The organism is Pseudomonas sp. G7(2022) (assembly GCF_052660475.1).
In genome coordinates this window covers 491,717-505,067 of sequence record NZ_CP109659.1, presented here as the reverse complement: position 1 = coordinate 505,067, position 13,351 = coordinate 491,717, and the positions used below count along the sequence as shown (strand labels likewise).

Genomic DNA, 13,351 nt, shown 5'->3' with positions numbered 1-13,351 from the left:
CACCGTTATCAATCTTCCTGTTCAGCCTTTATTCGCACGCCTAGACTCGGCCCATTCCAAAAAAAGGTAGGCCGCCATGTCCGAGACGTTGCTCAGTTCCCGCAATCTGGCTTTCGAGCTGTACGAAGTCCTCGATGCCGAGGGCCTGACCCGGCGCGAGCGGTTTGCCGAGCACAACCGCGAAACCTTCGATGCCGCCATCGGCACGGCGCGCAACATCGCCGAGAAGTACTTCGCGCCGCACAACCGCAAGGGCGACGAGAACGAGCCGCGCTACGAGAACGGTCAGGCAATTCTGATTCCCGAGGTGAAACCGGCGGTGGATGCCTTCCTCGAAGCCGGATTCCTCAACGCTGCACGCAGTTTCGACGCCGGCGGCATGCAACTTCCTACGCTGTTGTCCCAGGCCTGCTTCGCCCACTTCCAGTCGGCGAACGCGGCTTCGACGTCGTATCCGTTCCTGACCATGGGTGCGGCCAATCTGATCGAAAGCTTCGGCACCGAAGAGCAGAAACAGCGCTTCCTGCAACCGATGATCGACGGCCGCTTCTTCGGCACCATGGCCCTGACCGAACCTCATGCCGGTTCGTCGCTGTCGGATATTCGTACACGCGCAGAACCAGCGTCCGACGGCACTTATCGCCTCAAGGGCAACAAGATCTTCATTTCCGGCGGCGATCACCCGCTCTCGGAAAACATCGTGCACATGGTGCTGGCCAAACTGCCCGATGCGCCGGCCGGGGTGAAGGGCATTTCGCTGTTCATCGTGCCCAAGTTCCTGGTCAACGATGACGGCAGTCTCGGCAAGCGCAACGACGTGCTGCTGGCCGGGCTGTTCCACAAGATGGGCTGGCGCGGGACGACGTCCACAGCGCTGAACTTCGGCGATAACGGCGAGTGCATCGGCTATCTGGTGGGCAAGCCGCACCACGGTTTGAGCTACATGTTCCAGATGATGAATGAGGCGCGGATTGGCGTCGGCATGGGCGCGGTGATGCTCGGTTACGCCGGTTACCTGTACTCGCTGGAGTACGCTCGCGAGCGTCCACAGGGCCGGGTGCCGGACAGCAAGGACCCGACGACGGCACCGGTGGCGATCATCCAGCACGCGGATGTCAGACGCATGCTGCTGACGCAGAAGTCCTACGTTGAAGGGGCGTTCGATCTCGGTCTGTATGCGGCGCGACTGTTCGATGACACCACCACGCTTGAGTCCGAAGCGGAGCGCAAACAGGCCCACGAACTGCTGGACTTGCTGACCCCGATCGTCAAATCCTGGCCGTCGGAGTTCTGCCTGAAGGCCAACGAACTGGCGATCCAGATTCTCGGCGGCCACGGTTACACCCGCGAGTACCCGGTGGAGCAGTACTACCGCGACAATCGCCTGAACCCGATCCACGAAGGCACTCACGGCATTCAGTCGCTGGACTTGCTGGGACGCAAACTGGCGCAGAACGGTGGCGCTGGGCTCAAGCAGCTGATTCGCCTGATCGCCGACACGAGCGAACGCGCGGTGGCGTACGCATCGTTGACCGCATTGCGTGAGCCGCTGGAGAAACTGGTGGCACGCCTGCAGAGCGTGACCATCGGTCTGCTGACCGATCTGGCACAGGGCAAGGTCAACAGCAGTCTGGCGAATTCGGCGCTGTACCTGAAAGTGTTCGGGCATGCGGTGATTGGCTGGCGCTGGCTGGAGCAGGCAATTCGGGCCCAGGAAGGCTTGGCCAAGGGGAATGCGGCGGATGTCGACTTCTATAAGGGCAAGTTGCAGGCGGCGCGGTATTTCCTGACCTGGGAAGTGCCGGGTTGCCAGCATGAGCTGACGTTGCTGGAGGCGCGGGATGATACGTGTCTGGCGATGCAGGATGCGTGGCTCTAAAGCCGGCCCTCACCCCAGCCCTCCCGAAACGTCGGACCGCCCGGAGGGAGAGGGAGCCGACCGCATAGTTTTGCGAGGTACATCGACCTGAACGACCGAGTCGATTATGGATTCAAAACCGATATTTCAAGTCGGTGAACCTCTTCAATATCCCCCTATCCGTCCCCTCTCCCTCCGGGAGAGGGCTAGGGTGAGGGGCTTTTCAGATCCAGCACTCAACTCAACTTGAACCCACCCATCTGCCGCGCCAGGTCATCCGCCAACCGCTGCAACATCTGACAATCCTCACGACACGCCCGAACCTCCCCCGCCGTCGCCCGGGCCAGATCGGAAATCCCCTGCACGTTGCGGTTGATCTCCTCGGTCACCGCCGACTGCTCCTCGGTCGCCGTCGCCACCTGGTGGTTCATGTCACTGATGCGCTCGACCTGCCCGGTAATCGCAGTCAAAGAGGCCCCGGTACGCTGGCTCGACTCAACCCCAGTCCCCGTCGCGGCCTGCCCGGTGCGCATCGAAGACACCGCATTCTCCGCGCCCTGCTTGAGGCTGCCGATCATCTGCTGGATCTCGTCGGTTGAAGCCTGGGTGCGGCGCGCCAAGGTGCGCACTTCATCGGCCACCACCGCAAAACCACGCCCCATATCGCCGGCTCGAGCAGCCTCGATGGCAGCGTTTAACGCCAGCAGGTTGGTCTGCTCCGACACCCCGCGAATCACCGCCAGCACCTGATCGATCGACGCCACTTGATGCGCCAATTCACCCACTGCTCCCGCCGCGACGCCGATTTCATCGGACATGCTTTCTATATGGCGAATCGAGCCGCCAACCACTTCCCGCGCCTGCATCGCTTCATCGCGCGCAGTTTGCGAGGCGAGCGCGGCATTGCCGGCGTTCTGGGCGATTTCCTGCACGGTCAGACCCATTTCGTGGACGGCGGTGGCAACCATGTCGGTCATTTCCTGCTGCCGGCCGGAGCGTTCGGCGGTGTTATCCACAACCCTGGCCACCTGACCGACGGCAACGCGCAGTCGCTCGCTGGTGGTCAGCACTTCGCCGATCATCCCGCGCTGGCTGTCGAGGAAACGGTTGAAGCCCCGAGCGAGGTCGCCCAGTTCATCGGCGCGGCTGGAATCTAACCGGTGAGTCAAATCTCCACCACCGCTACCGATTGCTACCAGTGCAGCTGTTACCTGACGAATCGGCCTTACCAACCCTTGGGCCAGCCAGATCACCAGCGCCAGGCAAACCAGCGCCACCGCCAGACCAATGCCGCTGCTCATCCACATCGCCCGGCGAGCTTCGGCGTAGATCTGCGACTGTGGCACTTCGGCCACCAGGGTCCAGCCGAGGTCGCGCAAAGGCAGGCTGAAGGCGAGGAAGTCTTCGCCGTCGCGCTGGAAGCTACTGTTGGTCGCCACCTTATGGCCCAAGACCGCTTGTGCAGCGCTGGCGCCAATCTGCTCCGTGAGGGTGCGCTTACCGCTGAACTGCGCCTCGGGATGGACCTGGATCAATCCGTCGGAACGCACAAGATAGACCTTCCCTCGCTCGCCGAAGCTGAAGTTGTGAATCAGCTCGGACAGCTCTTTCATGCTCAATCCAAGACCCGCCACGCCGACCACTTTGCCGGCCTGCTCCACCTTCAAATCAATGAACAGCGCCAGCTCTCCGGTAGCCCCGTCGTTGTCGATGTTCAGGGTTCGTGGCTGATTGCTGTCGAGGAAAGAGTAGAACCACGCATCGGCCGGTTTGTCGCGACTGAGGGTCCGATCCAGGCCTTTTTCGGTGATGTAGTGATTGGATTCGGTGCCGATGATCAGCGCGGTAAACGCCTTGTGTTCGGCGCGGATGCCTTCCAGATACTGCGCGAAGCCCGCCGTTTTGGTGGAGTCCTCACCATTGGCCAGCCAGTCGCGGACCATGGTGTTGCTGGCGATGTCTTTGGCGGCGGTCAGGGGTTGAACGAGGATTCGTTCGATGTCGTTGCGCGTCGCTTCGATGCTCGACGGCAGGGCCTGTTCGACCAGATAGCTCTGGGCGAGGCGGTTGACCACCAGGGTATAAATGCCAACCACGATCAGAATGCTGACCAGCAGGGCGGTGCCCATGCCGAGGATCAACTGCCATTGAATACTGCGACGCCAGAACTGCATGGAGCACCCCCAAAGAATAAGAGGCTGAAACACTGCAACAGCCGTGCCGATTGTATACAGCGCAATCGACAATCTTATTCTTTGGTTGTGCGCAACCCATCAACCCTGATTGATGGTCTTGGCGATGGTCTCGACCGTGGCGCTGACTTGCTCTTGGTAACGCTCGAGTTCTTCCTGATGCTGCTTCTTCATTTCAATCTGCTGGGAGCACAGATTCATCGCCGCCAGCACCAGCAGGCGGTCGCCGATCAGCGTCGGGTATTTCTTCTTGGTGTCGGCCAGTGCGGCCTTGAGCATCAATGCGGCGTCCAGCAGGGTCTGTTCTTCCCCGGCCGGTGCCTTGATCGAATAGTCCTCCCCCATGATGGAGATGACTTTTACCCCTGCTGTACCGTGGTTCATGCGCTGACAGGACCTGTGTTGACGCGATCAACCAGGGCCTGGATGCGCGCGGCAGTGGCGCCGTGCTTTTCTTCCTGTTCCATCAGGCTCAGTTGCAGGCTTTCGTTTTCATCCTTGGCCTGGGCCAGTTCCATGGACAGGGTCTGGTTGGTTTCCGACAGGGTCTGGTTCTGTTGCACCAGGTCGCTGACGAGCTGTTCCAATTGGCTGAGGGATGCTTCCAACATTTTGATCTTCCAGGGCTTTTTCAAAGGGCGCGTACGATAAAGAAAAGTCGTCGTTGACGCCAGGGTTAAACCGGCGCAAGGCCTTGATTTTCCTGGCGGCTCGACCGTTCTCGCGAGTCTTAGAGACTGTGATCTGCCGATCTGGTTCCTGCACTTCGTCGCCCGCCCCCTCATGCGACAAATACGCGCACCGCCTCAAGACTTTAGTCGTATGACCGATAAGTCATCCAACAGCAGTCTCAGCCCGCATGGATGCGGCCCTTCCTGGTATACGCCCCCATGTCCCTTCGCAATATGAATATCGCCCCCCGGGCGTTCACCGGCTTCGCCCTGATCGGCGGCCTGATGCTGATTCTCGGCGTGTTCGCCCTGAACCAGATGAGCAAAATCCGCGGCGCCGCCGAGGACATTTCCTCCAGCAGCGTGCCAAGCATCAAAAACCTTGACGAATTCACCCAGCTGACCTTGCGTCTGCGGGTGCTGTCGTACCGTTTGCTGGTGAACCGCGAGCCGGACGTCCAGCAGAAAACCATCGAGCTGCTGGAGATGCGCAACCAGCAGATCCGCAAGGCTCAGACCGATTACGAGCCGCTGATCGGCAGCCCCGAAGAGCGTGCGGCCTACGACCAATACGTGCAGTTGCTGGGCCAGTACCGCCAGATCGAAGACCGGATGAAAACCCTGTCGCGCAACAATCAGTTCGATGAGCTGCGCAACCTGCTGAACACCCAGTTGCTCGACAACTCCGAAGCGATGAACACCGTGCTCAACCGCTTGATGCAGATCAACGGCCAGCAGATCAGCGAAACCAACCAGCAGGCCGCCGACCAGTATTCCTCGGCCTTCAATCTGGTGGTAACCCTGCTGGTGATCGCCACCGGCCTGACCTTCCTGTTCGCCTGGTTGCTGACCGCCAGCATCACCAAGCCGATCGCCAAGGCACTGGACGCGGCGGAAACCATCGCCGAAGGCAACCTGACCCAGCCGATCCACGTCGACGGCACCGACGAAGCCGGTCGCCTGCTGGCGGCCATGGCCAAGATGCAATCGAAGCTGCGCGACACTCTGCAGCGGATTTCCGGCTCGGCCACCCAACTGGCCTCCGCCGCTGAAGAGCTGAACAGCGTCACCGACGAGAGCGCCCGTGGCCTGACCCAGCAGAACAACGAAATCGAACAGGCCGCCACCGCGGTCAACGAGATGACCAGCGCCGTGGAAGAAGTTGCGCGTAACGCAGTCAGCACCTCGGAAGCCTCGAAGAACGCCACCACCTCCGCCGGCGACGGTCGCGATCTGGTGCAGGAAACCGTCAGCGCCATCGAACGCATGAGCGCCGACGTGCAGAGCACCGCGACCCTGATCGGCGATCTGGCCAACGAATCCCGCGACATCGGCAAAGTGCTGGACGTGATTCGCGGCCTGGCTGACCAGACCAACCTGCTGGCCCTCAACGCTGCAATTGAAGCGGCCCGCGCCGGTGAAGCCGGCCGTGGTTTTGCCGTGGTGGCCGACGAAGTCCGTGCCTTGGCGCACCGCACCCAGCAGTCGACCAGCGAAATCGAACGCATGATCGGCAGCATTCAGAGCGGCACCGAACACGCCGTGGACTCGATGCGCAACAGCACCGAGCGTGCCGAGTCGACATTGAACATCGCCCGTGGCGCCGGTCTGTCGCTGGACACCATCAACACCGCCATCGTCGAGATCAACGAGCGCAACCTGGTGATCGCCAGCGCCGCCGAAGAGCAGGCACAGGTGGCGCGGGAAGTGGACCGCAACCTGGTGAACATCCGCGATCTGTCGGTGCAATCGGCGACCGGCGCGAATCAGACCAGTGCGGCGAGCAACGAGCTGTCGCGCCTGGCGCTGGATCTGAACAATATGGTTGGGCGGTTCAGCCTGTAATTTTGAGATCAAGATCAAAAGCTACCCCCTCACCCCAGCCCTCTCCCCCTAAAGGTGGCGAGGGGGAAAGGGAGCAGATCTTCGTGCGTTTCAAGACCTGAGTTCGACTCGCTATTTCAGGTCGATGTAACTCGAGAGAGCCACTCGGTCAGTCCCCTCTCCCTCCGGGAGTGTATGTACCGGAGACATGGTGGACAGGTGTTCGGAGACATGGTGGACACTTTTAAATAGACACATTGCTCATCGCGAAGGAGATGGCCTGTGTCTTGGGAAGAGGTGTCTACCGTGCAGCTACGTACAGAATTCGTGCTTTTGGCTCGGCAAGAAGGGGCCAATGTTCGGCAGCTTTGCCGTCGATTCAACATCAGCCCAAGCACTGCCTACAAATGGCTCAGCAGGTTTGAAAAATCAGGGGCCGAGGGGCTGAACAATCAGTCACGACGACCGAAGACGTCCCCCAAACGTTGTGCTGACGAGGTGGAGAAGCAGATTCTGACCGTGAGTCAGGAGTACGCGGCTTGGGGCGCTCGCAAGCTCAAACGCGTGCTGGAAGACAAAGGTTTAGCGATGCCTTCCGTCAGTACTGTGCATGCAGTTTTACAGCGTCATTCGCGCGTTGATCCAAAGGCTGCTGAGATCAAACCGTTTATCCGGTTCGAGCATGAAGCGCCCAACGATCTCTGGCAGATGGACTTCAAGGGCCATTTCAGCCTGAGTCAGGGGCGTTGCCATCCATTGACGATACTGGACGATCACTCGCGGTTTTCGATGTGTATCGCCGCGTGCGCCAATGAGCAGCGCGACACCGTCCAGGAGCATCTAATCCGGGTCTTTCGGCGTTACGGCTTGCCTTTGCGCATAACGATGGACAACGGTTCGCCCTGGGGTGACCAGACTGGGGTTTATACCGCGCTGGAAGTCTGGCTGATGGGTCAGGGCATCAAGGTAGGTCACTCCCGGCCTTATCATCCGCAGACCCAGGGAAAACTGGAGCGTTTCCACCGCAGCCTGAAGAGTGAAGTGCTGCAAGGTCGGCACTTCACGGACCTCAACAGCGCACAACAGGCATTTGATATCTGGCGTGATGTCTACAACCAGAAACGTCCTCATCAAGCGCTGGATATGCAGGTGCCGGCGACTCGCTACAGCAGCAGCCCTCGGGAGTATCAGGAGCAGCAAATGGCGCCGGAATACGCCGACGGAGATGTGGTCAGAAAGGTCCAGGTGAAGGGCGAGATTTACTGGAGGAACCGTGAATACTCAATCGGAAAAGCATTTCACGGGCTGTCGATAGCAATCAGGGAAACAGCGGAGGATGGCATCCACGATGTCTACTGGAGTAGACATCGTATCGCCCGAATCGACTTGAACTTGCAGATTGTTACGGCAGGTAAGAGGATCTAAAAACCGTCCACCATGTCTCCGAACATGTGTTCACCATGTCTCCGGTACATACAGGGAGAGGGCTAGGGTGAGGGCAGCGATCGCAAGCCGAATCCAAATCCCGAATCCCCCGCTGAAAAACCTTTTTGACAGCATCACATTTCAACAGGTTAGAATCGCTGGCACGCAGACTGCATGGTCAGTTTGTGCCCGTCTTTCCGCTTCTGGAGTACTGCCTTTGAATGCGACGACCATCAACAGCCTGTTCTTGATCGGCGCGTTGCTGGTAGGTGCAAGCATTCTTGTCAGTTCCCTTTCGTCGCGTCTCGGCATCCCGATTCTGGTAATCATCCTCGCAGTCGGCATGACTGCCGGGGTCGATGGTGGCGGCATCATTTTCGATAACTACCCGACGGCCTATCTGGTCGGCAACCTCGCGCTGGCGGTGATCCTGCTCGACGGCGGCTTGCGCACCCGGGTGTCCAGTTTCCGCGTGGCCCTGTGGCCGGCCTTGTCGCTGGCCACGGTGGGCGTCCTTATCACCACCGGCCTCACCGGCATGGCCGCCGCCTGGCTGTTCGACCTCAACCTGATTCAAGGCCTGCTGATCGGCGCCATCGTCGGCTCCACGGACGCCGCGGCGGTGTTCTCGCTGCTCGGCGGCAAGGGCCTGAACGAACGGGTAACCGCCAGCCTGGAAATCGAATCCGGCAGCAACGACCCGATGGCGGTGTTCCTCACCGTGACCTTGATCGACATGCTCGCCAGCGGCCAGACCGGCCTGCACTGGAGCCTGCTGACCCACCTGATCCGCGAGTTCGGCATCGGTGGCGTGATCGGCCTCGGCGGCGGCTGGCTGATGCTGCAACTGGTCAACCGGATCAACCTCGCCACCGGCCTTTATCCGATCCTGGTAATCGCCGGCGGTCTGGTGGTGTTCGCCCTGACCAACGCCCTGCACGGCAGCGGCTTCCTTGCCGTCTACTTGTGTGGTCTGGTGATCGGCAACCGTCCGGTGCGCAGTCGCCACGGCATCCTGCACATGCTCGACGGCATGGCGTGGCTGGCGCAGATCGGCATGTTCCTGGTGCTGGGGCTGCTGGTCACTCCGCATGACCTGCTGCCGATCGCCTTGCCTGCTCTGGGTCTGGCGCTGTGGATGATTCTGTTCGCGCGGCCGCTGTCGGTGGTGGTCGGGCTGCTGCCGTTCAAGGCTTTCCATGGTCGCGAGAAGGCCTTCATTTCCTGGGTCGGCCTGCGTGGCGCAGTACCGATCATTCTGGCGGTGTTCCCGTTGATGGCCGGGCTGCCGAATGCGCAGCTGTACTTCAACCTCGCGTTCTTCATCGTGCTGGTGTCGCTGCTGGTGCAGGGCACGAGTCTGCCGTGGGTGGCCAGACTGCTCAAGGTGACGGTGCCGCCGGAGCCGGCGCCGATCTCCCGCTCGGCCCTGGAAGTGCACATCACCAGCGAATGGGAGCTGTTCGTTTACAAGCTCGGTGCGGAGAAATGGTGCATCGGTTCGCCCCTGCGCGAGCTGAAAATGCCCGAAGGCACGCGTATCGCGGCCCTGTTTCGTGGTCAGCAACTGCTCCATCCGTCGGGTAGTACGGTGCTGGAAGTCGATGATTTGCTGTGTGTTATCGGCCATGAACACAACCTTCCGGCCCTCGGAAAGCTCTTCAGCCAGGCGCCGCAGCGCGGCCTCGATCTGCGCTTCTTCGGCGACTTCGTGCTCGAAGGAGACGCCCAGCTCAAAGCGGTTGCCGCCCTTTACGGCCTGTCGGCCGATGGCATCGATCCGGACATGACCCTGGGCCACTTCATCGCCCAGAAAGTCGGCGGTGCGCCGATCGTTGGCGACCAGGTGGAGTGGAACAACACCCACTGGACGGTTGCGGTCATGGACGGGAACAAGATCGCCAAAGTGGGCGTCAGATTCCCCGAAGGAAGTCGCCCGGGCCCCGGGCTCTTCCTCTAAACTGCGTCCACTCTCACTTGCTTGACCGGTCTCTATGCCTACCCTGCGCTCCTTTTTCGTCGCGGCCCTGCTGGGCCTGAGTCTCACTGTCGGCCCACTGCAGGCCGCCGAACCGCCGTCCAGCGACGCCGTACAGGCCAATCTGGACAAGATCGCCGACAGCAAACTGCCCGAGGCCGATAAAAAGACCCTGCAGACGATCCTGCAAAACACGCTGAACCAGCTCAACAACAAGCGTGACTACGAGCAGAAACTGGTCGATCTCAAGCAACAACTGGCCACCGCGCCGAAGCAGACCATCGAGAACACACGTGAACTGACGCGACTCAAAGCCACCCCTGCGGTGCCGGTGGCGCAGCGTTTTACCAAGGAAAACATCCAGCAGCTGGAACAGATGCTCACCGAGCGCTCGACCCAGCAAAGCGACCTGCAAAAAGCGCTGGCGGACGCCAACAGTCTGATTATCACTGCCCAGACCCGCCCGGAGCGTGCCCAGGCCGAAATTTCCACCAGCCAGACGCGCATCCAGCAGATCAACAGCATCCTCAAGACCGGCAAGGACAGCGGCAAGACCCTGAGCGCCGAGCAGCGCGACCTGCTCAATGCCGAGCTGGCAGCGCTCAATGCACTGATCCCTTTGCGTCGCCAGGAACTGGCCGGCAACAACCAGTTGCAGGATCTGGGCAACAGCCAGCATGACCTGCTCACGGAAAAATCCGATCGCCTGGACCATGAGATTCAGGAACTGCAAACCCTGATCAACCAGAAGCGCCTGGCCCAGTCTCAGGAGACCGTCACCCAGCAGTCCATCGAAGCGCAAAAGGCCGGCGGCAGCAGCCTGCTGGCCACCGAAAGTGCGGCCAACCTCAAACTCTCGGACTACCTGCTCAAAAGCACCGACCGCCTCAACGAAGTCACCCAGCAGAACCTGCAGACCAAGCAGCAACTGGACAGCGTGACCCAGAGCGACTCGGCCCTCGACGAACAGATCAACGTGCTCAAGGGCAGCCTGCTGCTGTCGAAGATTCTCTATAAACAGAAACAGTCGCTGCCGCGTCTCAAGGTCGACCGTGACCTGGCGGACCAGATCGCCGATATTCGCCTGTATCAGTTCGAAGTCAGCCAGCAACGGGAACTGCTGAGCAACCCGGCGGCCTACGTCGACAACCTGCTGTCCACTCAGCCGCCGGAGCAGGTCACGCCACAACTGCGCAAGAGCCTGCTGGAGCTGGCCAACACTCGCGCCGACCTGCTCGAGCGCCTGAACCGCGAGCTGAGCGCGGTCCTCAACGAATCGATCACCCTGCAACTGAACCAGAAGCAACTGCTGAGCACCGCGCAAAGCCTGCGCGCAACCCTCGATGAACAGATGTTCTGGATTCCCAGCAACAAGCCGCTGGACGCCGAGTGGATACGCGGTGTGCCAGAACGCCTCAAGCGCCAGATCGACACGCTGCCCATGGCGTCGAGCCTCAGTGAACTGACCGACGGCCTGACCCAGCGCCCGTTGCTGTTCCTGCCACTGGCGCTGCTGATCGGTGCCTTGCTGTGGCGTCGCAAGCAGCTGTATGCACGCCTGAACAAGGTTCACCAGGACATCGGCCACTTCAAGCGCGACAGCCAGTGGCACACGCCGCAGGCGATCCTGATCAACATCCTGCTGGCGATGCCGGTGGCGCTGGGGCTGGCGCTGTGCGGGCTGGCGCTGCAGATCGACGCCCGGGGTCAGAACGCCAACATGGGCGCCGCCCTGCTGCAAATGGGCCAGGCGTGGCTGGTGTTCTACACCGCTTACCGGATCCTTGCGCCGGGTGGCGTGGCCGAATTGCACTTCCGCTGGGAGAAACCGCAGGTCGAATTCCTCCAGGGCTGGGTGCGTCGCCTCGGCCTGGTGGTCATGGCCCTCGTGGCGGTGGTGGCGGTTGCCGAGCTGCAACCGGCGGCACTGGCCGATGACGTGCTGGGCATGCCGGTGGTGCTGACCTGCTACGCCCTGATGGCATGGCTGCTCAGTCGCCTGCTGATCAGCAGCCCGACTCACGAAAACGCCTCGCTGTTCCGCAAGGCCGTGGGGATCATGTTCACGCTGCTGCCCATCGCCCTGTTCGTCGCGGTGTGCTTCGGTTACTACTACACCGCGCTGAAACTCAGCGACCGCTTGATCAACACGCTGTACCTGCTGATGTTCTGGCTGGTGATCGAAGCCACTTTCGTTCGTGGCCTGGCCGTTGCGGCTCGACGTCTGGCCTACCAACGCGCCCTGGCCAAACGTCAGGCAGCGAAAGAGGCCGGCGACGGCGAGGCGGTGATCGAAGAACCGACCCTGGACATCGAAAAGGTCAACGAACAGTCCCTGCGCCTGATCCGTCTGGCACTGCTCGGCGGCTTCATCGCGGCGCTTTACTGGGTCTGGTCGGACCTGATCTCGGTGTTCTCGTACCTCGACAACATCACCCTCTACGAATACACCAGCGGCACCGGCGCCAACATGAGCATGGTGCCGATCAGCATCGGCGACATGCTCGGCGCGTTGATCATCATCGGCATCACCTTCGCCCTGGCACGCAACCTGCCAGGTCTGCTCGAAGTGTTCGTGCTGTCGAAACTCAATCTGGCCCAGGGCAGCGCCTACGCGACGACCACGTTGCTGTCCTACGTGATCGCCGGGGTCGGTTTCGTCTCGACCCTGTCGACACTCGGTGTGAGCTGGGACAAGTTGCAATGGCTGGTGGCGGCGCTGTCGGTGGGTCTCGGCTTCGGCATGCAGGAGATCTTCGCGAACTTCATCTCCGGCATCATGATCCTGTTCGAACGCCCGGTTCGGATCGGCGACACCATCACCATCGGCAACCTGTCGGGCACGGTGAGCAAGATCCGCATCCGCGCCACGACCATCACCGACTTCGACCGCAAGGACATCATTGTTCCGAACAAAACGTTCATCACCGGTCAACTGATCAACTGGTCGCTGACCGACACCATCACCCGGGTCACGCTGAAACTGGGCGTGGATTACGGTTCGGATCTGGATCTGGTCAAGGAACTGCTGCTCAAGGCCGCCCGGGAAAACCCGCGCGTGCTGAAAGAACCCGAGCCGCACGTGTACTTCCTCAATTTCGGCGAGAGCACCCTCGACCACGAGCTGCGCATGCACGTGCGCGACCTCGGTGACCGCAACCCGGTGATCGACGAGGTCAACCGCTTCATCAACCGCGAGTTCAAGAAACAGCACATCAACATCTCGTTCCGGCAGATGGAGGTGTACCTGAAGAACCTTCACGGCCAGGAGTACAAACTGGTGCCGATCGAAGACGACAGCAAAACCATCGTGCCCGTCAACGGCGAGCAAAAACCGCTGCAAGAGCCGCCGCCCGCCAAACTCGACTAACCCGGTCATTCCCAGCAGAATGCTCGGACATTC

Annotated in this window: 8 protein-coding genes and 1 pseudogene; 6 read left to right on the top strand and 3 right to left on the bottom strand. The window is 60.8% G+C overall.

The annotated features are described in order from the left end of the window. Window positions 1-76: 76 nt before the first annotated feature. Complete coding sequence (locus tag NE357_RS02245) at window positions 77-1,879, top strand: acyl-CoA dehydrogenase (RefSeq protein WP_169428544.1); 1,803 nt, start codon at window positions 77-79, stop codon at window positions 1,877-1,879. 215 nt (window positions 1,880-2,094) lie between these two features. Here NE357_RS02245 and NE357_RS02240 read toward each other — a convergent pair whose 3' ends face one another. The 3 genes from NE357_RS02240 to NE357_RS02230 form a co-directional block, all read right to left on the bottom strand. After that, a complete protein-coding gene (locus NE357_RS02240; protein ID WP_169428543.1) occupies window positions 2,095-4,032 on the bottom strand; it encodes a methyl-accepting chemotaxis protein in 1,938 nt (645 codons plus the stop codon). A 99-nt stretch (window positions 4,033-4,131) separates the two neighbouring features. After that, window positions 4,132-4,434, bottom strand: a complete 303-nt coding sequence (locus NE357_RS02235; protein ID WP_064592966.1) for a cell division protein ZapA — start codon at window positions 4,432-4,434, stop codon at window positions 4,132-4,134. After that, window positions 4,431-4,661: a cell division protein ZapB gene (locus NE357_RS02230; protein WP_169428542.1), complete on the bottom strand. Its 231-nt coding sequence runs from the start codon at window positions 4,659-4,661 to the stop codon at window positions 4,431-4,433. The genes NE357_RS02235 and NE357_RS02230 overlap by 4 nt, the downstream gene beginning before the upstream one ends. 252 nt (window positions 4,662-4,913) lie before the next feature. Here NE357_RS02230 and NE357_RS02225 point away from each other — a divergent pair. The 5 genes and pseudogenes from NE357_RS02225 to mscK all read left to right on the top strand — a co-directional run. Continuing rightward, window positions 4,914-5,663: pseudogene (locus NE357_RS02225) on the top strand (MCP four helix bundle domain-containing protein); the annotation flags it as partial. A gap of 30 nt (window positions 5,664-5,693) precedes the next feature. Further along, window positions 5,694-6,566, top strand: coding sequence for a methyl-accepting chemotaxis protein (locus tag NE357_RS02220; protein WP_371850982.1), 873 nt, complete (start codon window positions 5,694-5,696; stop codon window positions 6,564-6,566). 261 nt (window positions 6,567-6,827) lie between these two features. Beyond that, window positions 6,828-7,970 carry an IS481 family transposase gene (locus NE357_RS02215; protein ID WP_445576624.1) on the top strand — a complete coding sequence of 381 codons (1,143 nt, stop codon included), beginning with the start codon at window positions 6,828-6,830 and terminating at the stop codon, window positions 7,968-7,970. Between the two features lie 217 nt (window positions 7,971-8,187). After that, window positions 8,188-9,930: a potassium/proton antiporter gene (locus NE357_RS02210; RefSeq protein WP_065259501.1), complete on the top strand. Its 1,743-nt coding sequence runs from the start codon at window positions 8,188-8,190 to the stop codon at window positions 9,928-9,930. A gap of 34 nt (window positions 9,931-9,964) precedes the next feature. After that, window positions 9,965-13,318 (top strand): mechanosensitive channel MscK, encoded by a 3,354-nt coding sequence (mscK, locus tag NE357_RS02205; protein WP_169428540.1) that lies wholly within the window; start codon window positions 9,965-9,967, stop codon window positions 13,316-13,318. Window positions 13,319-13,351: the final 33 nt, after the last annotated feature.

Bases quoted from the DNA above. Each gene is read 5' to 3' on its own strand.
- NE357_RS02240 (WP_169428543.1), bottom strand. From the start codon at position 4,032: ATGCAGTTCTGGCGTCGCAGTATTCAATGGCAGTTGATCCTCGGCATG.
- NE357_RS02220 (WP_371850982.1), top strand. From the start codon at position 5,694: ATGGCCAAGATGCAATCGAAGCTGCGCGACACTCTGCAGCGGATTTCC.
- NE357_RS02235 (WP_064592966.1), bottom strand. From the start codon at position 4,434: ATGAACCACGGTACAGCAGGGGTAAAAGTCATCTCCATCATGGGGGAG.
- mscK (WP_169428540.1), top strand. From the start codon at position 9,965: ATGCCTACCCTGCGCTCCTTTTTCGTCGCGGCCCTGCTGGGCCTGAGT.
- NE357_RS02245 (WP_169428544.1), top strand. From the start codon at position 77: ATGTCCGAGACGTTGCTCAGTTCCCGCAATCTGGCTTTCGAGCTGTAC.
- NE357_RS02230 (WP_169428542.1), bottom strand. From the start codon at position 4,661: ATGTTGGAAGCATCCCTCAGCCAATTGGAACAGCTCGTCAGCGACCTG.